This window comes from Amycolatopsis vastitatis, assembly GCF_002234595.1.
GTDB lineage: Bacteria > Actinomycetota > Actinomycetes > Mycobacteriales > Pseudonocardiaceae > Amycolatopsis > Amycolatopsis vastitatis.
The window spans coordinates 45,304-70,008 of sequence record NZ_NMUL01000077.1; the positions used below are offsets into that span (position 1 = coordinate 45,304).

Here is a 24,705-nt window from a genome sequence, read left to right on the forward strand (position 1 = left end):
CGCGTGGCACGCCGCGGGGAAGTCAGCGCCATTACTCCGAATGCGTCGAACTATAGTTCGACCATCTCGGGGCCGCTAGGTGACGTAGCCGACGCAAGCGCAGGGCCGGGTGATCCGCCCGGACGTGCTGTTCGCGCCGCGCCTGGCCGACGAACTTGAGTCCGACAGCGGGCCCGCCGCGCCTGCGCGAGTAGCCGCCGCGATCAGCGGCGGCGGTCCAGTGCGTCGCCCAGTCCGCGCATGTCGCTGCCGAGGCTGTCCATCGCGTCCGCGTGCTCGTTCAGCGCGTCCGCGATCGTATTCGCGCGATCGTGGCCCGTGGCGCAGCTCGTCGTAGATCGCCTTCAGCAGATGGACTTGCGCCCACCCCAAGGCGCTCAGCTCGGCCGGCGTGCCCGAGTCCTCCGCGTCGGCGTCGGCCAGGTTCCGCTGGGCGAGTGCGAACAACTCCTCGGCCCGGGCGCCCTCAGCGGGAGCGGCAGGCTTTCACCTTCATCGGACACGATCACGCCCGTTCCGAGAGGTTCAGCTGATCCGCCGGACGTAGGCGGGCGCTTCGCCGCGGCGAATCTCCTCCGGGGTGCGCCGAACGATCTCGTGGGTCGCCCAGTACGACCCTGGCGCAGGCTGGGGGTCAGCGAGTTCCTCGGCCAGGCCCTGCTCGGGCGCCGGGGTCGGCTTCTGTTCGAGGCTCTGCACGTCGTCTATGCCGAGCACCCTACGCGGCTGGCTAGTGAAATCGCGGGTCAGAGTCCAGTGTGGGCCGCCCGCGCCGGGAGCGTGGCCGGTTCGTCGATCGCATAGGGCAGGTCGCCTTTCTCTCGCCCGCATGACCCGCGCTGATCACAGGGGATGAACAGCTGCAAAACTGGCCCGGATCTCGCGTGCTGCGATACGCCGGGCGCGGCGATGCCGCTCGTGCTCCACCGCGGCGACGTAGCGCTCGTAAGCAACCTGGTTACCCGCCCGGTCTGTCGCGTGCGTCATGCGCCGGAATCCTCGTCCTAGAGAGGGTCACGAGGACAGAGCGAGTTACCTCGAGAAGACGGCATGGAGCAAGTCGACATCGAACGAGCTGAAGGTGCCGCGCGGCCGGCTTCCGACGTGCACGGCTCGGTTCACCTCGTGTTGGCCGACAACGTAGTCCACCTGGATCCTGAGCTGACAGTGTTCGCGGCGATACTGGAGGGCTGGCGTCGCAAGCAGTCGGCAGCGTTCTCCAGCCCGACTTCGACGATCCGGCCGCGTCTGCGGATGATCCGGCGGATGGAGGAGTTCACCGGCCAGTATCCGTGGTAGTGGACACCGGCCGAGGGGGAGGCGTTCATCGATCATCTGCGCGGCGGGGAGTGGTCGATCACGATTATGGATAGAGGCTACGCACGGTTGAGTCGAGGAAGAACTCTCGATGTACCGTCGCAAACTGAATCAGGTCAGCCGTTGGGGAGGAAGTAGTTAACCTGGGATCGAACTTCACTAACTTCCTATGCATATCCACAATATGTCTGCGAACACTTTTGGGTGCCATACCGACATGTCGCGCTATTCCCTTGTGGCTGCGGATTCCCATTGCTAGCGCGCGCCAGATTTGTCGTTGCAAAGAGTGAGTGAGGAAGTTGTCGGTGAGTGTGGCTTTTGGCCTGTCGAAGATGTGATCAGTCAGGTATTGATCGACATATGGCTCGCCATCCAAGGCGGCTTTCACGGCTTGAGCTAGCTGATCAACCGTGTCCTTGGAACAAAAGGCTTGGACATCATATTCTTCTAGAGCGAACTGAAGGATTAGGCGACGATTTATCTCGCCGGATGTCCACATCACAAATTCTAAGTCGCTCTCAGATGAGCAGGCTGCTTCAAGAAGCGCGAGCCCGCTAAGGTGTAGATGGGGATTATCGTGCGATAGAGGCCTAGTTGTCAGCTCTTGCTCGAAGGTAAAGGTGTGCTTCCTGAAGAACGTGGAGACAATCACAATATTGTAATCGGTGTTCGCTATAAGGGCAATTCCATTAGCTGGATCTTCTGCTATATCGACTGTGCAGTCGAGAGTGTCACGCAAGCCTCGTGCGGCGGAGTTTGCGAGTGTTTCCTGGCTTTCGACTATCAATATTCGAATCTTGGTCGAGTTGTGATCCAGTGTTGCTGTTGCTAGGCTTCGCAACTGTCGGTCTTCCTCGTCCAGAAGTTTCTGCATGCGGTCGAGTCCGAGTTCTGAGTCGAGCAGGAAGTCGTCCACGGTCGGCGTACTGAAGTCTGGAATCTGATTGTCGGTTGCTACAGTCTGACTAGCGGCTTGAGTTTCGCTAATTCGACCCTCGAGTCTTCGAACTCTGATTTCCGCTGCCGCGGCAATCGCCGCAGCACGTCTCTGCTCTTCCTTGGCCTGAGTTAACTGTATTTCGGCGCGTCGACGCTTATTGTTAGCTTCGACAATTCGGATTGCAGACTCGTCCAGTTGAGCCTTTTGGGTCGTCGACGCTTTAAGGTGGTAGTCGCGCTGGCGCGTAAGAACTCCAATAAGTCCGGCAAGTCGAAATAAGGCGAACTGCAATACGAAAACCATTTGAGATGTTCTTTGGTGGGCCTGGAGGCTATCAAGAAGAGCCTTTCGTGCCTCGTTGAGATCTGTGCTGAGTGTGACAAGTTGACGCTGGGCATGATTGGTTTCAGAAAGTGCGTTAATCAATCTAACTTGATCGTTTGCTGCGTTACCCATGGAAAGATCGCGCGAAATCTTAGTCGGCGACTTGTATGATGATGCCTGACTCCAGAGTTTCCTGGCGTGCTTCTTTAGTGTTTCGACATTACTTTGCGCTGGAGTGCAGGCGGATATGATCGAATATACTAATTCCCAAGGGGGTAGATGCATGCCATTGAGATACTTTGAAATCGTCGTATCGCTACTTGCGCATACCTGACTGATATCTTTGAGTGACAGGCTGGACTGGTCAACAATTCCTCTAAGGTATCGGGCGAGCTCGTGCAGGCTCGGATCATCACCTTTCAGTGATCCCCAGGGGCGCCCGGACCGCCTTGTCATGGGCTTCTCTCCTTTGTCCGCGGGACAACTGGCAGTTGTCCCGGATGTCCAGGTTGTCCGCGCGGATGGGTGCCGGACAACTCTCGTGCACAGCATCCTCGCTCCTGCTGTAACTGTCAGTCAAGGAGGTCTGATGTCGAAATTTCTCGAAGATGCGCTAGAAACCGTGCAAGCCGCTTTGCCTAGTTGGGGTAGCACCCTTCGACTTTGCCTAATGGCTACCGTGGCGGTGGGGCTTTTTTATTTAGTCACTCACTGGTGAACAAAGAGCGAGGAGGGTGTCTTCTGGAGTGCCTGTGAATCTCGCGTATTACGTGGCTGCTGCAGCGACGTCTTGTCTAGCAGTCCTCATTGCGCGGCTGTCGGCCTCTGCAGTTGGTGAACAACTCGCTCCGCAACGGCTCCCATTTGCAACCCGTTACCGTCGACCGGCCGCCACTGGCCGGCATGTCTTACTAGGCGGTCACTCGTCAGCCTGCCAACAGGCGGCGGGAAGGAACGGTCCATGATTTGATCAACGATCGACGGTTGGCTGGACGCAGTCACGCCGACGAGTCTCGACATGAAGGGCCAGATAGTTTGACGCGATCGCCCTATTGGTGGCATCAAACTACCTGGTCCTTCCTAGTACTCCAGCCGTAGATCGTGATCTTCATGGCTGCAGGGTGGTCTGGCGGCGGTAGTGGCTGTGGCGGGCGCGGGCTTGATGGTGTCGGCGCCAGGTCGACCAGCGCAGTCGGTGGGCGGTGTCGCGGACGGGCCGGACGACCAGGGCGGTGAACAGTCGCTGGATCTCGTTGCAGGTGAGCGGGATAAGTCCGCCTGGGCTGGTCCCGTCGTCTGTCGGGACCTGGTCGCGGCGTTCGAGGGCGGCGGTGACGGCGAGGAAGGCGTGCGCGAGCAGGGCCAGCGTGACCCACCGGTGCCAGGAGTCCCAGCGGCGCACTTGGTGCTCGTCCAGCCCCGCCAGGCCCTTCGAGCTCTGGAACGTCTCCTCCACGGTCCAGCGGCTTCCCGCGACCTTGACCAGCGTGGAGAGCGGCACCGGTCGGGGCGAGTAGCAGCGGTAGTAGGCCAGTTCACCGGTGGTGCGGTTGCGGCGGATCATCAGGTGCTGATGGCCCGTCGGATCACCTGCGGTGATGGCGACCAGCGCCCAGTCGTACCAGCGGTGTCCCTTCGCGCCGCGTCCGGCGGACAGCTTCTGCCAGGCCCGGCGCGGGACGCGTTTGGCCAGGTGGTCGGCGCGCTGGGGACCGGCTGCGGTGAGGACACGGTGGGTGCACGAGACCGCGAGCACGTAGCCGAGCCCGCGCTTCTCCACCGCGGCGCGCAGTTTCGGGTTGTCGCCGTAGACCTCGTCGCCGGCGGCCCAGGCGGCGGGGGCTCCGGGTTTAGGACACGTTCGATCATCTGCTGGGCCAGCTGCGGCTTGGTCGCGAAGCCGACCTCGTCCGGAACGGCGGCCTGCTCGCAGCGGTCCCGGTCGCCGGTCCAGGACTTCGGAAGGTACAGGGCGCGGTCGATGCCCGCGTGACCGTGCCGGGAGGTGTAGGTGAGGTAGACGGCGACCTGGGAGTTCTCGATCCTGCCCGCGGTGCCGGTGTACTGGCGCTGGACGCCCACGGTGTGCGTGCCCTTCTTCAGATCACCGGTCTCGTCGACCACCAGCACGGCCTCGTCGTCGGCCAGGTGCTCCAGCACGAACTCGCGCAGGTCGTCACGGACCAGATCGGCGTCCCACTTCGCTCGCCCCAGCAGGTGCTGCAGCCCGTCCGGAGCGGCGTCCCCGACGTGCTCGGCGATCGTCCAGCAGTTCTTGCGCGGCAGGTCTGCAAGCAGCCCCAGTACCAACTGCCTTGCCCGAAAACGGGGTTCGACCCGGGCGAACCGGCCCGCGATCCGACCCATCAGGCTCTCGAACACATCCCGCCAGCCAGCAGGGACTACGCTGTTACCTGCGGCCACCGCATGATCTTCTGTCTTCACACACCGATGATCAGCGGTGGCCGCAGCCGTCTCCTCACCAGCCCTGACCAGCCAACCTCACGATCTGTGGCTGGAGCAGGCGGCGACCGAAGGGGCGATGCAGGCGCGCCGCCCCGTGTCAGGAGGACATATGCGACGTGGCGAAGTCTGGTGGGCAGATTTCGACGAGCGCAGGGCAGTCGTACTGCTGTCCGGAGAAGAGGCGGCCGGTTTCCTGGCGATGCAGGTCGTCGCTCCCGCGGGCACTGATCTCAGCGGCGTGGCCGTTGAGGTGACAGTAGGCGCCCCCGAAGGACTGCCCCTCGAAGGCGTCCTCAGGGTCGCACTTCCACGTCCCGGCCTCATCCCTTGCACTTGGCTGGTCACCCTGACCAGGGAAGACCTGATCGGGCAGGCGGGCGTCCTGCCGTCCGCGAAGCTCGGCGAGATCGAGGATGCCCTTCGCCTCGGTGGACTTGAGTAGGCGAAGAACGACGGACGCCACCGATGGCGCGGCCGATCTCGTCCAGATGGTCAACGGTGGCCACGCCCATATCAGCGGAGTCCCCACCCGCAAGATCACGATCTACAGCTGGAGTACTAGGAGGGTGACGACGACCGTGGTCAGCGGCTCTGTCCAGAAGGTCGGATTCGATGGCGGCTCGGCGCCGATGGCGCGTCTATCATCGCCAGGAGCATCGACGCAGGCGCCGGTGGGGCGCGGTAGGCAGAGCAGAGTCTTGTAGCGGGGATTGCCAGCGGAGGGTGATCGGCGGCAGCAATACGGCGCTGGTGACCTTGCCAGCCTGATCAGCCAGGGCGACGTTCAGGATTCAGCCGTCAACCGCCGTGGGTGGCCACAACAGGCCGCACGCGGCGTAGGGCGGCAACCGCGCCTTCCGTTCCTGCTGCCACTTCCCGTTCCAGTTCGTCGATCTTCCCATGCTCGACCAGCTGGTTAGTCAGCTCGAGGGCAGCCTGCCTATGACCGTTGTCGGCAAGGTCGCGCAGTATCGCGATGGCGTGCTCGACTGACCCGCGCGCGGCCAGCTGGGCCAACCGGGCGACGGCGAGCTGATCGCCTTTCATCGCGCTGACGAGCAGTACCTCGATGGCATCCTCGACCCGTCCCTGGTTGACCAGCAGGGCAGCCAACCGGGCGGCAACAACCCTGTCGCCGTTGTCGGCGTGGGGGCGGAGTACCTGGATGGCGTCCTCGGCCTGGTCCCGCATGACCAGCAGAGCAGCCAACTCGGTGGCCGCGTACTCGTCGCCCCCGTCGGCGCGTTCGCGTAGCTGCTCCACCTGTCCCTGTAGCGCCATCAGCCGAGCCAATTCACCGGCGGCGTACTCGTCGCCGTCGTCCGCACGTTGGCGCAGCTGCCCGACCTGTCCGTGTGCTGCAAGTACCTCAGCCAGCCTCGTGGCGGCGAGCGGGTCGGCGTTGTCGGCGTGAGGGCGGAGTACCTCGGTGGCGTCCTCGACCTGCTCCTGCTTGACCAGCAGAGCAGCCAAGTCGACGGCCGCCCAGCCGTCGCCGTTGTCGGCGTGGGGGCGTAGTACTTGGATGGCGTCCTCGACCTGTCCTTGCGCGACCAGCAGACCAGCCAACTCAGTGGCCGCGTACTCGTCGCCGCCATCGGCGCGGACCCGCAGTCGTTCGACCTGCCCGTTCGCGACCAGCAGGTCGACCAGCCGTTCGGCGACATACTCGTCGCCGTTGTCGGCGTGGGCGCGCAGTACCTCGATGGCGTCTTCGATCTGTTCTCGCTCGCTCAGCAGATCGGCTAGTTCGATGGCGGCGACACCGTTGCCGGCGTGGGGGCGGAGTACCTGAATGGCGTCGTCGACCTGTTCTTGTGCGGCCAGCAGCTCAGCTAGTCGGACGGCGGCGTGCGCGTGGCCATTGTCGGCACGTTGGCGCAGTTCGTCCACTTGTTCCTGCTTGGCCAGCAGCCGAACCAGTTGGTTGGCAGCATGCCTATCGCTGGTGGAGCGGTCACGCAGCTGCGCGATCTGCCCGTTCTCGACGAGCAGCTGGGCCAGGTGGCGGGCGGCGTTCTCGTCGCCGCGGTCGGCGAGTTGTTGGAAGAGAGTGAAGGCTTCGTCGTCGCGGCCGCGACGTTCGGCGCTGTCAGCGAGACGGCCGGTATCGTCGGGGTGGTGGTGGCGGATGAGGACGTTCCAGGCGGCGTCAGGAAGGGGCTCGCGACGCCGGGCCTGCAGGGCGTGCTGGTGCAGGTAGTCGGCTACCTGGTAAGCGTCGATGGTGCCCATGCCGGCCGATACCGGGGTGAGGGCAGCAGTAGCGCCGTGCAGGAGCTGGGTGGCGTAGTTGAGCGCGTCGTCGAGCCAGGCCGAGGGCGCGGTGGCCTTCTGCCGCTCGTTCAGGTAGCTAGGAGCGGCGTCGGCGAGATAGTCGCGGGTGAGGGGCGCATGTGTGCCGACGCGACGGGCGTCTAGCGCGGCGATGATGACCGCCTGAGCGTAAGCAGGTGCTTCTGTCCAGTGGCGGATCAGGTCCGGGCCTGCGGCCATCACCTGTGTGAAGCCGGCGTCGGGGGTGTCGAGCGCGACCCGGATCCGGTGATCGGTGCCGGCGAGGTCCTCGGCGCGGCGCCGCTCGAACGGGCTGAACGCCGAGGGGACGTGCAGGACGTCGGCCAGGTCAAGCAAGCGCCGGTCGTTGGCATACGGGTCCGGCCGACCGTCTTCGGGAAGCGCCACGCGCTTGCTGTGCTCGCCCGGCCAGCACGTCGCGACCAGCACCACCCCGGCCGCGATCAGCTCGCGGACCTGTCCCGACGACACACCCGCGGGATGGTCGAGGTAGTCCTGCAGCTCGTCCAGCCAGACCACCGTCCGCCCGGTCGGCTGCGCGGCGAACGCCCGCAGCGCCTCGGCGTCGCGCGGGTGCAGCAGCCACCAGTCCGGGATCACCGCCTCCACGGCCTCGAACAGGGCGCGGGTCTTCCCGACCGACGAGTCGCCGACCAGGAGCACGAACCCGCCCTGGTGCTGTGCCCGAGTGAGCTTCGCGCGCAAGTCGGCGTCGAAGTCCCGAGGCACGTACAGCGGTAGCTCGCCATCACCCGGCTCAGACTGCGTGGACTCGGGCGGCGGGGTGGTCTGGATCGCGGCGTGCACCCCCAGCATCCGCGGCTGCGCGTCCCGGACCCGTACCGCTCCCGGCGGACAACGGTGGTGCTGGTTTGCCACCCGAGTACCCGGCGCGGCGGCCCGTCGCCGATCGCGACCGTGGCCGGCGGGGAGCTGAGCTCGCTGCGTTCGTTGCAGTGCACGACGTTGCCCACCACGTCGAAGACAGCCGCCGAGACCGGGCCGGACGGCACGAGCGCGGGTGACGGGACGGGCAGGCGTCCCGGCCACGGGCGGTCTTCGAGAACGGGGCGTCGGGGTTCGCCCCAGGGGACGAGCCGGACGCGCTCGGCCGGTCCGCGGCCGCCGTCCAGCAGCGGGGTGTACACCGCGTCTGGGCCGAGCAGGCCCTGGATCCGCACCAGCGCCCGGCCGGCGCGCTCGGCGGCGTCGGCGTCCTGGCCGATCGCGCCGAACTGCAGCTGCAGCGCCTGCCCGCCGACGACCTCCTCGGGATCGAGGGTCAACCGCACGATCCCGGCGCTGGGACGATCGCCGTCGCGGACGGTGAGCCAGCCCTCGCATTGCCAGCGCACCCGGTCCGCGGTGGCGCGGGCGGTCAGCGGCTCGGCGCACCGCCACACTCGCACCCGCTGCTCACCGGCCTCGGTGAGCGCGGTGATCGTCAGCCGGGTGCAGGCAAGCTCGACGTCATCCACGGTGAACATCGGGTCGCCGACAGCCAGTCGCTCCCCGGCTGGCCGGAACAGGTCCCCGTAGAAGCCCATCACCACATCGTCCGCGGTGGCCGCGCCGCCATGGCCGGCGCGAGTGAGGCCGTCCAGCAGAGCTGGGGCCCAGTCACGCAACAGCGACTGCTCCCCCGCAACCTGCTGACCGATGCCGTGCACGCACACAATCCACGCCATCACGCCTCCCACCGCGAGAGCGCACGAGTCTACGGGTGCGCTACGGCTGGAAATCGCTGGTCTCACTGCACCCGTTGCCGTGGCGCCTGGCTACCACTCAGTCGGCCTAGCGATGGCGGCACGACCGAGGTGTTGGCGACCCATTCGAGGAACAACGGTTCGAACACGCGAGCGTCAACGCGAATAGCGCACGATCGAATACGTGCACTGCACCGGCATAGAGCGGGCACATTCTGTGCGACCCTCCCGGCCCGGGCACCGGGGCCAACGCCGCTGCTGCACCTGCTCGACTCGGGCACGCCGAAACGGGTCCCTCGCCTGCGGTCGCCACTCGACTTCCTCGGGAAGAGGAGGGCGAACTCGTGGCCGCGCTCATCCTGGAGAAAGCCGGTTGACCTGTCGCCGGCCCCGGCCGCATGGTGATCTCGACGACTTACTCTGATCATCCATGTGGACGGCGACGACCGAAATGTCCGGCCCGTTCGGCCGTCACCCTGATCCCTGAAATCAGCAGTCCGCCGGGATGTTCGCCGCAACAGCGCTGCTATCCACGAAACCCACCATTTGTTGTTGGCTGTGGTTGACGACCAGGTCCCACCTCAGGTTGTTGTCATACACACTGCAGATGACGCCGATCGTGTCGCCGGGATTCACGATCTGGTATTCCCAGGTCGGGTCTGTGTGCAGGTGCATCCAGGCAACCGGCTGGAAGACGTGAGCGGTCTGCCCCACTGTGGAGCAGGGCTGGAACGAGTTGTCGGTCAGGTAGCTCTCCGGGGTGTAGCCCGTACGCAGTCCTGTGCGGTCGTACACCACGTCCCAGTACTCGTTTCCATCTCCCCACGCGTAGCACACGGTCGAAAGGTGGTCCGTGTCGTAGGCGGTCAGGTGGTCGGATTGCACTGTCGGCAGAAAGTGAATCCACGCCCAGTCGATCTTCAGCCCTGTATCTTTGCCAACTGCCGGCTTTGCCGCAGCAGGCGCGGGCGCACCCGAGGCGGGCGTCGCCGACGGGGTGACGGCAAGTGCGATCGTCGCGGCGACCAGCAGTAACCTCACCAATTTTCGCATCTCGAACTCTCCTTTGTGGCAGCGGGCGTCGAACCGTGCTGTCGACACGGCCGTTGGCGACGAGGGCTCGGGAATTAACTCGTTCCCAGTTTGCGACCATTGCCCTTGTCTAAGATCTCGGGTCTTTCGAGGGGATTGGGTGGGGGACGAGACCGGCTCGGTGGTGCGACGGCCTTGGGGTCTGTGCCCTCGGGGTCGGCGTCCGTTCACTTACCTCCAGATGAGATGCGCGGCGGTGACGGTTATTCCGGGACCCATGCCGATGGCCAGGCCGTGTGCCCCCGGGGGCGGTGGCGTGGCATACGTCCTCGCGAGGACGTCCAGTATCGAGACGGCACCGGTATTGCCCACTTCTCGCAGGCTTTGCCGGGAGGGGCCGAGCAGCGCCGGATCACAGCCGAGCTCCTCGACGAGCCGGTCCATGATGCGGGGACCGCCCGGGTGGACGACGACGAAGTCGACCCCGGTCTCGCCGATGCCGGGAAGTTTTCCGAGCCAGGGCAGGAGCTGCTGGACGGCGTCACCGACGGCATCGAAGAGGCGGGGCGAGTTGTGGCCGTGGAAACCGTCGTCCTGGAAACGGTAGCCGACGATGTCCGAGGTGCCGGGAACGGTGTAGTCCCAGGTCTCTTCGATGCTCGGACCCGGTTCGGACCGCGTGTCACGCACGACGCAGGCGCCCGCCGCGTCGCCGAAGAGGGCGCGGGAGATCATCGCGTCCATGGCGAGGTCTGACGGGTGCACATAGGCCGGGAACAGGTCGGCCGCGACCACGAGGACGTTGCCGACCTCCGGCCTGGCACAGAGATCGGCCGCGCGTGCCAGCCCCCAGGAGCCACCGCTGCACCCGAGCTGGGTCGCCGGCACCCGGATGACGCCGGGTGCGAGGCCGAGCTGGTTGATCAGCGCGACGTCGAGCCCCGGCATGATGTAGCCGGTCGTGCTGGCGCAGACCAGGCCGTCGACTTCGGCCGGGGAAATGCCCACCTCGTCGAGCGCGTCACGCGCCGCCTGGCCGGCAAGATCGCAGGCCGCCTCGAAATGCCGGCGGGCGCGCTCGCCGGGCAGGAGGTGCGGGTCGTCGAGGGTGCCGCGTGGAATGGCGAGGCCACGGGTCCGTACATCGGTCGCCCTCATGGCGCGGAGTACGGCGCCGAGGCGTGGATGGTCCGGGTATCTGACCTCGGTCTCGATGAGCACGTCCTCGAGAGCGACTCGGTCCTCGGGCAGGATGATGTGCGGGCGGGCGATGGTCGGCATCGCAGTGTTCTCCTTCAGTGAACGTCGTGGTCCTGCTTCTGTCCACAGTCGACAGACTCCGCACGATTCAGCTGGCTTCCCAGGGTGCACCGATCGTGTACAGGAGCGTTGCCAGGGTCAAGGTCGCGTACGCCGCCAGGAGCAAGCGTGCCCGGATCCGTCGCATGGTTCACCTCCTTCACTCGCATCGCCGTGAGAACAAGCAGGAACGTGCCCGTCAAGATGACCACGTCACCGATACTGACGATCTTGTGCAGCCAGGACAGCGGAATGACGTCGGCCAGGAACATCACGCGGCTGTCCCCGGTCGCCGGTTGGTTCTTCGGTGTCGCGGCACCCGGCGCGAGCCCGATCATCTTCGCGGCCGCAGCTGAGTAGGGCATGCGACCGTTCACACCCATGGCAACGGCGTTCGCGAGACCGCCGGCGAGCACGAGCAAACCGGCCAGGCGCATACCCCGCGCCCACCGGACCAAGTTGAGCACCAGCCACCACACGCCGACTGCCGAGACAACCAGGACCATCGGGACGTGCAGCGCCGCCTCGACGGCGTGCCGGATGTCCGGGGACGCGGTCTGCAGGAACTGGATCGACACCGCCGACCACAGCAACCACAAGTGACGGAATTGTTCCGCCAGCACCGAAAGACGGCCGCCGGTCAACTGACCGGCAGCAATGCCGGCCGGAATCGGTGCCACGGCCAAAGCGAGGAACGCGAGCACGACTGACTCTTCGGCTCAGCCGGCGCGTAGCCGGCCGGGCACGTACTGCTGGTTGCACGCCACTTGCCGCGGATGCGAGCTCACCGCCCTGGTGGGGCGCGGTGCTTCGCAGCAGGCGCCGGCGCAGTCGACAACGTCGACACGCGCATGCTGCGGGCAGTTCCCCACGCACTGCGGGGCCAGGTCCGACCCATTGTTCCAGCATCCTGGGGGCATGCATATCGGCTGCCGGTCGGGGCAGAATCCCGAACAGTCAGGGGCCTGCTTCTGCGGGCAGTTCCCCGAGCGCTGCGGGGCTAGTTCCAGTGTGTTGTTCCCGCAGGATGGGGGCGCGCACACCAACTGCTGATCCGGGCAGTATCCCGAACAGTCAGGGGTTCCCTTCTCCGGGCAGCTCCCCACGCACTGCGGGGCCGCGGCCTCGGCGACCGTGATGCGCTCGGCGTGTGCCGGGCTCGCGGTTGCGGTTCCTCCGATGGTCAGCCATGCCGCGGCAAGCGCGAAAAGGCCGACGATCACGTGAATTCGTCGCACATCTTCCTCCAGGGTCGGCCGCGGCCGGTCAAGTGGTGTCCAGCTTGCGGCCGGGCCGGGACCGAGACCAGGTCACGGACCAGCCATGTGTGACCGGTCGCGCGCTACCATGGGGCTGCGGGGAGTCATAACCGGGGGGAGACCGGCGTGATGGCCAGGCAAAACGGGGTGGCACGACGACTGCGGTTGCGGGCGGGGCTGACCCAGGAGGCGCTCGCGGCGCGTTCCGGGGTCTCCGTGAGCACGATTCGCGGGCTGGAGACCGGCTCACGACGCAATCCCCAGCTTTCGTCGCTGCAAAGACTCGCCGACGCGATGAACCTTTCCGCCGACGAACGCGAGAAACTGCTGACCGCGGCCATGGGCGATGGCGCCGACCATCCACAGCGGACAGATGTGGATCCGCCGCCCGTGCCGCGGCAGCTGCCCGCCGACGTGGTCAACTTCGCCGGGCGCGAGGAATACCTCAGCAGGCTGGACGCCTTGCTAAACCACCGGCAACGGCCTGCCGTAGTGATCTCCGCCATCGCGGGCGTCGGCGGGGTCGGCAAGACCGCGCTCGCCCTGCATTGGGCGCACCGGGTCTCCGCCCGGCACCCGGATGCCCAGCTCTACGTCAACCTCCGCGGTCACGCCGCGGATCCGCCGATGACGCCCGCCGACGTGCTGCCCATGTTCCTGCGCGCGTTGGGCGTGGCCCAAGCCGCGATCCCGGTCACCGAGGCCGAACAGACGGCGATGTACCGGTCGCTGCTTGCGGGCCGCCGAGCGCTCGTTGTGCTGGACAACGCCGCGAGCGCCGAGCAGGTCCGGCCGCTGCTGCCCGGCAGCCCAGCCTGCACCGTGCTGGTCACCAGCCGGGCCGACCTGCTCGGGCTCACCGCCCTCCACGACGCCCATCGCCTGGTCCTCGACGTGCTTCCCGCCGGTGAAGCGCAGGCCCTGCTGACCATGATCCTGGGGGCGGACCGGGTCGCGGCGGAACCCGGGGCCACCGGCACGCTCGCCCGGCTCTGCGGGTACCTGCCGCTGGCCCTGCGGATCGCCGCCGCCCAGCTGGCCGGCGATCCCGGCGCGACCATCACAAGCTACGCCGCCCGGCTCGACGCAGGCGACCGGCTCAGCCGGCTGGCGATCGGGCAGGACCGGGACGCCGCCGTCCGGACGTCATTCGGGCTGTCCTACGGCACACTCGACGTCCCGACCGCCCGCCTGTTCCGCAGGCTCGGTTGCGCGCCTGGGCCCGACTTCGGAGTCGCCGCGGCCGCGGCACTGATCGACGCCTCCGCCGATCACGCGGCACGGCTTCTGGACCGTCTCGCCGCAGCACATCTGATCGAGTCACCGCGGCCGGGACGATATGCGCTGCACGACCTCCTTCGGCTCTATGCGTCCGAACGAGCACACGCCGAGGACGACCTCGGGGAGCGTGACGCCGCCCTGCGGCGGCTGTTCGACATGTATCTGCACACAGCCGACACGGCGACGACACTGGCGTACCCGACCAGTGTGCCGGTCCTGTCGCACCTGGCCGGTTCCGGCGAACGATCGCTGCGCTTCCCGGGCTTCGGACGAGCCAAGTCGTGGCTCGACGTCGAACGGCCCAACCTTGTCGCCGTGATGCGGCACGCCGCAGAGCACGGACCGACGGAGGTGACGTGGCGCCTCGCCGCGGTCCTGACCCCGTACTTCTACGGCGGCATGCACCGGTCAGACTGGCTCGAAGTGGCCGAACTCGGCCTGCAGGTCGCCCAGAAGGCCGATGACCGAACCGCCGAAGCGACGATGATGCACGTGCTGCACCGGGTCCACTTCGCCTTCGGCGACTACGACACGGCCCTCAAGCACGGCCTGCGCGGCCGCGATCTCCTGCTGCAGGCAGACGACCCCGGTACCGAAGCCGAGATCTGCAAGCAGTTCGGACACACCTACTGGCTGCTGGGGCGGCTCGCCGAGTCGCTGGAGAACTTCACCCGGGGCCGGGACCTCTACCGGAAGATCGGCAACCGCATCTGCGAACTGGTCTGCGTCAACGGCATGGCACTGTCCTACCTGGACTGGGGGCGGCTCAGCGAAGTCCTCGAGCACACCAGCGAGGTCTTGGTCCTCCACCGCGAAGTCGGGGCCCGGCTGTGCGAGGCGGCGGCCCTGCACATCAGAGCGCTGGCCCTGACCGAACTCGGCCGTTTCGACGAGGCTCTCGACGACGGCATCACCGCCTTGGCGATGTACCACGAAACGGGTTTCCGCTACAACGAAGCGTCGGTGCTCAGCTGCATCGCCGGCGCTTACCGCGACACCGGCCGTCACCCGGAAGCGCTGGAGTACGCGCACAAAGCCCGCACCTTGGCCGAGGAGTTCAACGACACGCGCGGCACCAGCCTCGCCCACACGGTCCTCGCCAGAACGCACCTGCTGCTCGACCAGCCGGACCAGGCGGCGCAGCACGTCGACGAAGCAGTACGCATCGCCGACGGCACCGGCTACCGGCGCGCCTACGTGGACGCAATGATCGAACTCGCTGCGATTACGAACGCCCGTGGCGAACACGCGCGTGCCCTCGGCCACGCACAAACTGCGTTGGAACTGGCGCGGCAATGCCAGTACCGAGCCTGCACCGGCATGGCGCTCACTGTCCTCGCCGAAATCCACGTCGGCGATGGCGACGGCGGGACCGCACGCGTCCTGGCCGAAGAAGCACTGACCATCCACCGCCAAGTCGGACACCGCCCTGGCGAAGCCCGCGCGTTGGACATTCTCGACTCTCTGTAAGAACTCGGTCCGGGCGCCGCCCGGCCACCTGGACTCTGTCGTTCGCACGGTAGCCGCGTATGGGCAAACGCCAAACCTCATTGATTTCGAACGTCTACGAGGTTGCCGATAGGCCCGCGCTCGGCGGTAGACATCGGACCGTGCTGGCCGACGACACTTGACCTCGCGTCCACCTCGGACCTGTGTGCGCTGGCCTGGTGTCTCCCCGATGGGCAAGGCGGCGACGATCTGCTGTGGCGGCTGTGGTGCCCGGAAGGTGCGCTGGAGGCCGTCGACCGGCGTGCCGCCGAACAGGCCCGGGTATGGGTCGACCGCGGCGTGCTGATCGCCACACCCAGCGACGTCGCGGACCACAACATCCGCACGCAGATCAACCTCGACGGCGAGGCGTTCGCGGTTCGGGAGATCGCCTACGACCCGTGGAACCCCAGCCAGCTGGTGTCCGACCTGCTTGGCGACGGCGCTCCGCTGGTGAAGATGTGCCAGGGCTTCGGCTCAATGTCCGCGCCCACCAAAGGAGTTTCAGCGGCTCGCCCCAGAAGGCACCGCCGAAGCTCCCCGGCTGCGGCACGGCGGCAACGCCGCGATTCGCTGGCAGGTTGACAACCTGGCCGTAGAAATGGACGCTGCAGGAAATGTCAAGCCCAGCAAGCGGAACTCCGGCGACAAGTTCGACGGCGTCGTCGCGTTGATTATGGCTCTCGACCGCGCCGTCCATTACACTCCGCCGCGCCGCAGTGTATATTACGATGGAAACCTTGAAATCGTCTAGCAGTTCATCTTCACGGCGTCGGTGATGTTGTTCGCGCCATCAAGGAGGTCGCGGCGTGCACCGGCGGCCATTCCGTCAACCAGGTCGAAGTGCTGTGATCTGGCATTCCAGTTGAAGAAGGATATGGAGTGCCCAGTCCTGTTCCACGCTGACGAAACCCTGTCGCCGTAGCCCGACAGTCCGTAGTTGGTCAATTCGTTGCAGTAGTTGTTCTGGTACGACACAATGTGATTTGCGCCACTGAATCCGTCATAGAGGCAAATTTGATTACTGTCGCACCAGTCCCAATCTTGAGTGGTTGCCGATGCCGGTGACACATTCGCGCCTATCAGTGCAAGTGCACAACCGGTGGTGACGAGGACTTTGCGCATAGTCGACATGTCATTCCTCCCTGGTGGATGTCGCGTTTCTGATTCCTCATGATGCTGGTGGGTCGCTCAGGGAGGCCAGGTCACGGACCGGCCACCTGTGGCCGGTTGTGCGCTACGGTCGGCTGGGAGGGAGATCCCGGATCCTTCGAGGGGGATGAGGGTGGCGGACGAGACCGGCTCGGTGGTGCGGCGGCTGCGGTTGCGGGCCGGGTTGACACAGGAGGGGCTTGCGGAGCGGTCCGGCGTGTCGGTACGAACCATTCGAGGGATTGAAACTGGTAGCCGGCGTAATCCCCAGCTTGCCTCTTTGGTGCAGTTGGCGGATGCACTCGAGCTTTCGGCGGGCGACCGTCAAGACTTGCTGACGTCGCTGGTTCCGGCGACGCCAGCGGTCACCGGGCCGCCGTTGAACGCGACGGACGAGCCGGTGGTGGTGCCCCGGCAACTGCCCGCCGTCCCCGCGTCGTTCGCCGGCCGCCGCACCGAGCTGGACCGGCTTGATGCCGTGCCGGCCGGGACGGCGGTCATCGCCGGGCCGGGTGGAATCGGCAAGACCTGGCTGGCGCTGAATTGGGCCCACCGCCACCGCGACCGATTTCTCGATGGTCAGCTGTTCGTGGACCTGCGTGGCTTCAGCCCGGACGAGCGGCCGATGGATCCGGACGTGGCCGTGCGGGGCTTCCTCGACTCCCTGGGCGTCGAACCGAACCGGGTCCCTGCCGACCCGCACGCCCGCACCGCGCTGTTCCGCAGCCTGGTCGCCGGGAAGCGGCTGCTAATCGTGCTTGACAACGCCACCGGCACCGGTCAGGTCGTCCCGCTGCTGCCCGGCGGCGATACCTGCACCGTGCTGGTCACCAGCCGCGCCCGGCTGGTCGGGCTGGTCGCCGGGCACGACGCCCACCTCGTGCTCGTGGGCACGCTGCCAGACCCCGAAGCCCGCGCGTTGCTCGCGCGCCGGCTGGGCACGGCGCGGATCACGGCAGAACCGGCCGCGGTCGAGGAGATGATCGAGTTCTGCGGCGGGTTCCCGCTGGCGCTGGGCGTACTCGCCGGCCACGCCGCCATCCGGCCGCAGCTGCCTCTGGCCGCTCTCGTCACCGACCTCCGCGAGATGGGCCTCGATCTGCTCGACCACGACCCGGCCGCCGGGCTACCTACCGTGCTGTCCTGGTCCCTGCGCCACCTGACGACCGAACAACGCACCGTGTTCGCCCTGCTCGGGATCGCCCCCGGCCCGGACATCGGCCTTCCGGCAGCAGCGTCGCTCACCGCGCTGCCGACGGCACGCGCACGCAAAGTCGTGCGCGCCCTCGAGGAAGCCTCCCTGCTCACCCGCGACAGGCACGGGCGGTGCGCCATGCACGACCTGGTCCGCGCCTATGCCATCACCGTGGCGCACGACCTGGCCGAGCCGGCGCGGCAGACGGCCCTGGAGCGGGTGGTGGACTTCTACCTGCACACAGCCAACACCGCCGACCGCCTGCTCAACCCCCACCGCCGGCTCCAACTCGACCCGCCCGCGCCCGGCACCCGCCCCCACCCGCTGTCCGACGCCGCGGCCGCGCTGGCCTGGCTGACCGCCGAGCACGCCCACGTGCTGGCCGCCCAACACACTGCCGAGAGCCAACACCGGTACCGCGTCGTCTGGCAACTGGCCTGGACGCTCTACACATTCTTGGTCCGGCGGGGATACCGCGACGAAGTCCGCACGGCGTGGCAGACGGCGGTGGCCGCCACCGCTCACCTGCCCGACCCCGCCGCCCGCGCACTCGCCCACCGCCGCCTCGGCCGCGCCTATTCCCGGCTGGGACAGCACGAAGATGCAATTTCCCAGCTGCGCCGCGCCCTCGACCTGACCGAAGACCCCACCGAGCAAGCCCACATCCACCACGCGTTCGCGGCGGCCTGGGAGCGGCGCGCGGACCATCGGCGCGCCTTGGAGCACGCGCAACGGGCACTGGATCTCTACCACCGGCTCGGCTTTCCGTTGCTGGAGGCCCATGCGCTCACCGCAATCGGCTCGTCGGCCGTCCACCTGGGCGACTACGACACCGCCCGGCAACACTGCCGAACCGCACTCGTCCTGTGCCGCCGCCACCACGACCCCGCCGGCGAGGCTGACACCCTCCACACCCTCGGCCGGGCCGCCCACCACGCCAGTCACCACAACCAGGCCGTCCACTACTACGAAGAAGCCCTTCGTCTCTACGGCACCCTCGGCAACACCACGGCGGGCGCCGACACCCTCGCCGACCTTGGCCACTCGCACATTGCCCTCGGCCAGTACGACCACGCCCGCGCCGCATGGCAGCAAGCACTCCAGCTCTACCAAGGCCAACACCGCGACCTGGACGTCCAGCGCGTGCAACAGCAGCTCGACACACTGCACCACTTCACCGGTGAGCCGGCTCCTCCGCCCCCAGTGCCATCCGCTGCCACGCCGCCGACGTCACTCCCGGCCAGCGGGCACTCCCACGATCGCAGCTACTGGCGTTGTTGACCACCAAGTACAAACGAATACCGCAGCCTCGAATACTGTCTCTCCGCCAGTCCGCTGCGCGGCGTTGCTGCCGGCAGCAGGCCTTTACAAAGGCTTCCGGGTTGCCAGCCGCAAGAGTAGTCTCACTCCGGCAGCGCATGGTCTGCAGTTCATTCTGCGATCGATATGTCACGGAGAGTCGAGACCCCCGGCAGCGCTGGTCGAGGTTCTGGCACTACCAGTTGCAGGAAGCAGCTGGTCAGCCTGGAACCTCTTGCGTTCTCGGCCCGGCCAGCTAGACCGGAAGGGGCCGAGCGCCGGTGGTCGTTGTAACGATCATCCTCTCCAGCTTCGCGATATTCGTCCTAATAGCCGGGACGCTGGCCACGGTGGTCGCGTTGTTCGTCGAGCACAAGGGCCGCCGCAACACGGCGTATCGCGTGCTGCGCCTGGTACTCGGCGCAGGGCTGGGCTCCGGCGGGGTCGTCGCGCTGGCACTGCACCTGCACCAAGCTGGTCTGCTCCCGTAGGCAGGAGCCGACCAGAGCACAGGGCCCTGTGGCACCGATGCGCGCCACGGACCGCGCCAGCGGCACAACAAGGAGGCTCGCCTACCTGTCGACCGGCAGCCAGGAGACCCGCCTGAACAGCGCCGCCATCGGAGTCGGCGGCACGCTGAGCCGGTGCCCAGCGCTCGGCGTCGTCCGGGCACATGCTGCCTCAGCGGTACGGGGCGCCTTGCGATGGCGACAGCAGGGGGCCCGCGACGTTCATCGCCGATTGCGGGAGGCTTGCCAGCCACGAAGCCGAGGCGCAGCCTGCGTGACCCTGACGAATATCGCAGAAACGAATACGTGCACTGCACCGGCAGGGCGGTCGGAGTCGCATCATTCACAACATCGTGGGGTCCTACGTGACGACCCTGATCGCGGCTCGAGGGCGTCGCCGCCGCTGCGGTCCGTCGACGGCCTGACAGGGGTGGGCGTGGCTGGCTCCAGCTGTCGCTGGGCTCGGCTAAGTTGGGAGCGGTGAGCCTCGAAGCTTCGGCCATCGCGCTGACCACCGCGGTGATGAAGGCCGCCGCGAAGATCTGGCTCGGCGACCGCGTGGTCGCTGCCGACGCCTCGGCCAAGGTGTTCGACCTGCTGGAGAAGCAGGTCTCTGGCCTCAATGACCGCCGCAAGCTTCGGCTGCTGTTCACCAACATCGAGGACCGCGTCGCCGACCGGCTCCTGCCGTTCGTCGACGTCGAGTTCCGGGCGTTGCCGGACAACGACCGCGCTGCCGCAGTGGACGCGGCGCGTGAGATGTTCGACCGCGCCGCTCTGACCGATGACGACCTGTTCGCCGCCGACCTCGACGCAGGGTTCCTCTACCGCTACCTGCTCCGTACGGTCCCCGGCGTCGCACGCGAGTTCCTGCTCTCGACCGACGCGACCGAGCTGTACCGACGGATCTTGCGGGAATGCTGCGCGTACCTCGTTCAGGTGACCAGCACCCTGCCGTGGTTCCAACCCGGCGCGCTGATCCAGATCCTGCGGCGGGAGACGGAGATCCTTGAGACGGTCCGGAACGTCTTGGAGGCCATGCCGGAGCGGCGTCACCCAGACGACTTCGCTGCGGACTTTCGCAGGCAGGTCGTGTCGGCACTGGACCGGATGGAGCTGTTCGGCGCGGACCTCACCGGCCCCACCCGCATGTACCGGTTGTCGGTCGCATACCTCAGCCTGAGCGTGAGCGCAGACCACGACGGAGTGCCCGTCGACCGGATCGAACACGTGCTACCGCTCACCTCCCGGATCCTGCTGCGTGGTGAAGCCGGCTCGGGCAAGACGACCGTGCTGCACTGGCTGGCCGTGCGGTGCGCGAGTAGGCAATTGCAGAACGTCAACGGCTGGGCGGATGTGGAGCCGTTTCTGCTGCGGCTCCGGAGATTCACCCGCTCCCAACTGCCTACGCCAGAACGCTTTCTTGACGAGGTTGGCCGGCACATCGCCGATGAGATGCCGGCCGGCTGGGTGCAGAAGCGCCTGCGCAGCGGCCAGGCCGTCGTCCTGGTCGACGGAATCGACGAACTGCCTGTCGAACGCCGATCGGAGGTTCAGGCTTGGCTGGACGAGCTGATCGGCGCGTTTCCGCGGGCCCTGTACGTCGTCACGACCCGGCCGACCGCGGTAGAACCCGACTGGCTGGCCGAGCAGGCCTTCACCGAGGTTGCGCTGCAGCCGATGACCCCGCGCGACGTCCGGACATTCGTCACACGCTGGCACGCGGCGATGCCGAGCGACGACGCCGTCGCAGATCGTCGCGACGAACTCATCGCGGCCATCGGCACGCGCTCCGCGCTGCGGCGCCTGGCCGAGACCCCGTTGCTGTGCGCGTTGCTCTGCGCCCTGCACTACACGAGCAACGGGCGCCTACCACACAACCGTATAGAGTTGTACGACGTCGCACTACGCATGTTGCTGGACAGCCGCGATGTTGAACGGCGAATTGAAATCGACGCGGTGCTTTCCCTGACCGAGAAGCGGGTACTGCTGAGCCATCTCGCGTACTGGATGGTCCGCAACGGCTACGCGGACGCCCCAGCGGAGGACGCCGAAGCGAGGCTCGCGGCGAAGCTGCCCTCGATAGGGCAAGGGAATGCTGGACCATCTCAAGTCTTCCGGTATTTGCTCATCCGCAGCGGCGTGCTCCGGGAACCGGTGCCCGGCCGAATCGACTTCGTCCACCGAACGTTCGGCGACTACCTCGCGGCGAAAGCCGCAGTCGAAGAGGATGACATTGGCGCGCTGATAGGGAATGCGCATCGAGACGACTGGCGCGACGTGGTGGTCATGGCAGCGGGGCACGCCCATCCCGCGCAGAGCGAACGCCTGCTGGACGGGATTCTCAAGCGGGACGCGGATGAGCAGGAGCGGCTTAAGCTCGACCTGGTGGCGCTGGCTTGCCTGGAGACGTCACCGGTGCTGAGTGAGCGGCTGCGAAACAACATCGAAGATCGTGCGAGCGACCTGATCCCACCTGCCACCACTGAAGAGGCGGAAGCACTGGCAGCGGCGGGCGAATTCGTACTGGACCTGCTCGCCGACTGTGATCCAGAGCCGGCCCAAGTGCCGTTCCTGCTGCGTGCTGCCACGCTGATCGGCGGCCCGGGATCCCTCGACTTAATGGCCCGGTATGGCACCAGCAAGAACCCTGCCGCGATCCGGGAGCTGATCGCGGCCCGGGCGGTGTTCGATCCCGCGGAGTACTCGAAACGGGTGCTCACCGATTCGCCGCTGTTCGATGGTGGTCTTCCTATCGTGAACGACCCCGCGATGCTGGCAGGTCTGGAACACTTGCGCGGCCTTCGGAAGCTGCACTGCCGGTTTGAGAATGGTTACGGACGCTTGGATTTCGTGCGCGGCCTGCACCGGCTGGAATCGCTCAGCATCTCGGACCTTGCCGGGTGCGACCTGCCGTCCCTGGCGGGCACCCGACTGAGCCGGATCGCACTGGGGGGACCACCGGAGCGGGAGTCGGTCGACCTCACCCCGCTCGCCGACGTGAGCGAGTTGACCTCGATCGAAGCCCGAGTTGCCAGCCACGGCTGGTTGGCATTGGCCGGGCTGCCCCGCTTGCGACACCTGCAGCTGAGCTGGATCCACGATCCCGCCGAGCTGGCCGACCTCGTTCCGCTGACCGGCCTGCAGTTCTTGTCGCTGAACCAGGTCGACCGGCTCACCGACCTGGAGCCGCTCGCGTTTCTTGCAGAACCGGCCGCCCTGACGTTCCTACGTTGCAACGCACTCGACGACGTGACGCTGCTCGGCCGCTGGGCCACCAGGTTGCACCATTTGCGCCTCATCAGCTGCCCGGCCGTGGACCCGGCACCGATCGCAGAGTTGACCGAACTGAGACTGCTCGATCTCACCGCCACCGACCTGCCCGACCTGTCGCTGCTGTCCGGACTGCGGCACCTACGAAGCCTGCGACTGCGCGATGTGCGGGGAACACCTGATCTTACCCCCGTCGCCGGCCTCGATCAGCTCCAAACGCTGATCGTGACCGGGGCGGGAAGGCTCGATCTGCGGCCGCTCGCCGGGCAGTCTGGACTTCGGATCCAGGTGAGCAAGCTGGTCGAGCCGGTCGGCGTCGAACTACTAGACCCGCGGAGCGTGATCAGGTGGGTTGACCGGGTACCGCGAGTTCCTCGCTGGGAAGTAGATTCGGGCCCGTGATCGACCACATCAGCATTCACACCGAGGCCGGTTCCTTCGACGCCATCGCCGCCGGGACCGTAGGCGGGCGGCCCGTGCTGCTGCACGGCTTCCCGAGGCCCGCCGTCGAGTGAGAGCAGCAGGTTGTGACCCTAGGGGTGCTCGGGTACCGGGTGGGTTTTGCCGGACCGGCGGGCTGGTCATCGGGCGACACCACCCCAGCGAATGCGCTGGCGCTGCCGTGGGTCTGCGGTCGATGACGTGCTCGAGGACGTCGACGGTGACCCCGCTGGTCCATTGCGGCCCCGATGGTGCACCGTTGCCGAGGCTACTGGCCGGTTGGGAGGCGCTTAAAACGGAGCACCCGACCTTCGTCGACTACTTCGTCTCGATCAGCACTACAGCGCTGCCGGTGACCTCGCGCTTCATCGCGCTTATCGCAGCCTTGGAAGGCTTCCACAGCAAGAAGTACGGCATCGGAGCGACGAGCCCGACCGAGTTCAGGAAACAGAAGAAGGGCGTGTTCAGACGGTTGAGAGAGGCCACTGGTGTTTCGGAGGAGGACTACCAGTGGCTCCACGCAGAAGGAGCCTATCTCGGCGCATACGACCTGAAGGAGCGGCTTCGATTTCTCGCTGGTGCCTTGCCGGAGCCCGTGCGAGCGCGGGTGAACTCCGCCGTAGATCCGATTCCACCACTGTTGCAGGGGATTGTGGATCAGCCAGAGGACATCTGGCAGGTGATGGGCAAGGCCCGCAACAACCTCGCACATGGGAACAACACGCGCCAGGACAACGCACAGTTGGCCGCGTTGACTCGCCTCGGACATACCGTTGCGGTTGCGTTCGTCCTCGAATCCTTTGGCGTTGCAGCCGAGCGACTCGCAGTTGCGATCGACCGCGGCGACCGATCTATCCTATGACGGTCGGGGCCAGGTAGCGGCGCCCGGGCGGTGATTGCGGGCGGGCGACCGGCGTTGACATCGACGTCGATGCGCGGACGTGCGCTGGTCTCGCTGACCAAACGTTCGCCTCGCATGAGTCCGTGCCACTCGGTCAAACGCAGCGTTGGCGTCAGCCGGGAATCACGGCGGCTCGGACATGCGCCGATCTCGTCGGGCCCGACGAGTCAGGCGTTCAGGACGTCGGCGCCTCCCCGGGCGGGCCGAACACCGCCTGGTCGTGCTGCCGGCACAGCAGCCGCACCCGGTGCCGCCGACCGGGCAAGCGCTCCCCGGATACCGCCCGGCGTCCGCACATCCAGCAGAAACCGGCGGTAGCGGGAACTCGCTGGACCCCGACTTCGCGGGGCGTAGCCGTGTTCATGGTCGACATCGTCGCGCTGAAGGCGGCAATCACGCGACATACGCCACTCGATCGAGTAGCCATGCCGCGCGGCTGCTGATCTACCTTCTGTTCCGGATCCCGCTCGTCAGGTGGTTCGGACGTCGAGTTTGACCGCAGGCATGATCAGTGGGCGTCGACCG

18 protein-coding genes and 2 pseudogenes are annotated in these 24,705 nt (G+C 66.6%); 10 read left to right on the forward strand and 10 right to left on the reverse strand.

The genetic code is table 11. The annotated features are described in order from the left end of the window. Positions 1 to 525: 525 nt before the first annotated feature. Positions 526 to 699 (reverse strand): hypothetical protein, encoded by a 174-nt coding sequence (locus tag CF165_RS51545; protein ID WP_158226942.1) that lies wholly within the window; start codon positions 697 to 699, stop codon positions 526 to 528. A gap of 144 nt (positions 700 to 843) precedes the next feature. After that, positions 844 to 987 carry a hypothetical protein gene (locus CF165_RS51550; RefSeq protein WP_158226943.1) on the reverse strand — a complete coding sequence of 48 codons (144 nt, stop codon included), beginning with the start codon at positions 985 to 987 and terminating at the stop codon, positions 844 to 846. A 63-nt stretch (positions 988 to 1,050) separates the two neighbouring features. Here CF165_RS51550 and CF165_RS46610 point away from each other — a divergent pair, with 63 nt between their 5' ends. Then, the gene (locus CF165_RS46610; protein WP_093954028.1) at positions 1,051 to 1,299 is read left to right on the forward strand and encodes a hypothetical protein; all 249 of its coding nucleotides are present in this window, start codon (positions 1,051 to 1,053) and stop codon (positions 1,297 to 1,299) included. A 64-nt stretch (positions 1,300 to 1,363) separates the two neighbouring features. Here CF165_RS46610 and CF165_RS50835 read toward each other — a convergent pair whose 3' ends face one another. Continuing rightward, entirely contained in the window at positions 1,364 to 3,037 is a 1,674-nt protein-coding gene (locus CF165_RS50835) for a helix-turn-helix domain-containing protein (protein WP_143268863.1), read from the reverse strand. Between the two features lie 652 nt (positions 3,038 to 3,689). Then, a pseudogene (locus CF165_RS46615) lies at positions 3,690 to 4,948 on the reverse strand (IS701 family transposase). 94 nt (positions 4,949 to 5,042) lie between these two features. On the opposite strand from CF165_RS46615, the gene CF165_RS46620 reads away from it, so the two are divergent. Beyond that, positions 5,043 to 5,489, forward strand: coding sequence for a type II toxin-antitoxin system PemK/MazF family toxin (locus CF165_RS46620; protein WP_240522151.1), 447 nt, complete (start codon positions 5,043 to 5,045; stop codon positions 5,487 to 5,489). Between the two features lie 356 nt (positions 5,490 to 5,845). On the opposite strand, the gene CF165_RS46625 is transcribed toward CF165_RS46620, so the two are convergent. From CF165_RS46625 to CF165_RS46645, 5 genes are all read right to left on the reverse strand, one after another. Continuing rightward, positions 5,846 to 8,008: a hypothetical protein gene (locus tag CF165_RS46625; RefSeq protein WP_093954030.1), complete on the reverse strand. Its 2,163-nt coding sequence runs from the start codon at positions 8,006 to 8,008 to the stop codon at positions 5,846 to 5,848. Beyond that, a complete protein-coding gene (locus CF165_RS52300) occupies positions 7,942 to 9,033 on the reverse strand; it encodes a hypothetical protein (protein ID WP_205661196.1) in 1,092 nt (363 codons plus the stop codon). Before CF165_RS52300 ends, CF165_RS46625 begins: the two co-directional genes overlap by 67 nt. 507 nt (positions 9,034 to 9,540) lie before the next feature. Then, positions 9,541 to 10,104 carry a hypothetical protein gene (locus CF165_RS46635; protein WP_143268864.1) on the reverse strand — a complete coding sequence of 188 codons (564 nt, stop codon included), beginning with the start codon at positions 10,102 to 10,104 and terminating at the stop codon, positions 9,541 to 9,543. Positions 10,105 to 10,314: 210 nt separating this feature from the next. Further along, complete coding sequence (locus CF165_RS46640) at positions 10,315 to 11,364, reverse strand: type III polyketide synthase (RefSeq protein ID WP_093954032.1); 1,050 nt, start codon at positions 11,362 to 11,364, stop codon at positions 10,315 to 10,317. 14 nt (positions 11,365 to 11,378) lie between these two features. Continuing rightward, positions 11,379 to 12,086, reverse strand: coding sequence for a DUF5317 family protein (locus CF165_RS46645; RefSeq protein WP_093954033.1), 708 nt, complete (start codon positions 12,084 to 12,086; stop codon positions 11,379 to 11,381). Between the two features lie 702 nt (positions 12,087 to 12,788). Here CF165_RS46645 and CF165_RS46650 point away from each other — a divergent pair. The 3 genes from CF165_RS46650 (at position 12,789) to CF165_RS53955 (ending at position 16,164) form a co-directional block, all read left to right on the forward strand. Next, positions 12,789 to 15,392 carry an ATP-binding protein gene (locus CF165_RS46650; RefSeq protein ID WP_158226944.1) on the forward strand — a complete coding sequence of 868 codons (2,604 nt, stop codon included), beginning with the start codon at positions 12,789 to 12,791 and terminating at the stop codon, positions 15,390 to 15,392. Between the two features lie 102 nt (positions 15,393 to 15,494). Further along, the gene (locus CF165_RS46655) at positions 15,495 to 15,995 is read left to right on the forward strand and encodes a terminase TerL endonuclease subunit (RefSeq protein WP_093954035.1); all 501 of its coding nucleotides are present in this window, start codon (positions 15,495 to 15,497) and stop codon (positions 15,993 to 15,995) included. A 4-nt stretch (positions 15,996 to 15,999) separates the two neighbouring features. Then, the gene (locus CF165_RS53955) at positions 16,000 to 16,164 is read left to right on the forward strand and encodes a hypothetical protein (RefSeq protein ID WP_369126876.1); all 165 of its coding nucleotides are present in this window, start codon (positions 16,000 to 16,002) and stop codon (positions 16,162 to 16,164) included. Here the strand turns inward: CF165_RS53955 and CF165_RS50845 are convergent. Continuing rightward, positions 16,161 to 16,535: a peptidase inhibitor family I36 protein gene (locus CF165_RS50845; protein WP_158226945.1), complete on the reverse strand. Its 375-nt coding sequence runs from the start codon at positions 16,533 to 16,535 to the stop codon at positions 16,161 to 16,163. The genes CF165_RS53955 and CF165_RS50845 overlap by 4 nt on opposite strands. A gap of 154 nt (positions 16,536 to 16,689) precedes the next feature. Here CF165_RS50845 and CF165_RS53960 point away from each other — a divergent pair. From CF165_RS53960 to CF165_RS46675, 5 genes and pseudogenes are all read left to right on the forward strand, one after another. Beyond that, positions 16,690 to 16,881: pseudogene (locus CF165_RS53960) on the forward strand (helix-turn-helix transcriptional regulator); the annotation flags it as partial. A 12-nt stretch (positions 16,882 to 16,893) separates the two neighbouring features. Next, positions 16,894 to 19,038, forward strand: coding sequence for an ATP-binding protein (locus CF165_RS46660; protein WP_240522152.1), 2,145 nt, complete (start codon positions 16,894 to 16,896; stop codon positions 19,036 to 19,038). Between the two features lie 368 nt (positions 19,039 to 19,406). Next, positions 19,407 to 19,547: a hypothetical protein gene (locus CF165_RS51555; RefSeq protein WP_158226947.1), complete on the forward strand. Its 141-nt coding sequence runs from the start codon at positions 19,407 to 19,409 to the stop codon at positions 19,545 to 19,547. 498 nt (positions 19,548 to 20,045) lie between these two features. Next, positions 20,046 to 23,240: an NACHT domain-containing protein gene (locus tag CF165_RS46670; protein WP_093954038.1), complete on the forward strand. Its 3,195-nt coding sequence runs from the start codon at positions 20,046 to 20,048 to the stop codon at positions 23,238 to 23,240. Positions 23,241 to 23,499: 259 nt separating this feature from the next. Further along, positions 23,500 to 24,141 (forward strand): HEPN domain-containing protein, encoded by a 642-nt coding sequence (locus CF165_RS46675; protein WP_143268868.1) that lies wholly within the window; start codon positions 23,500 to 23,502, stop codon positions 24,139 to 24,141. Positions 24,142 to 24,705 lie beyond the last annotated feature (564 nt).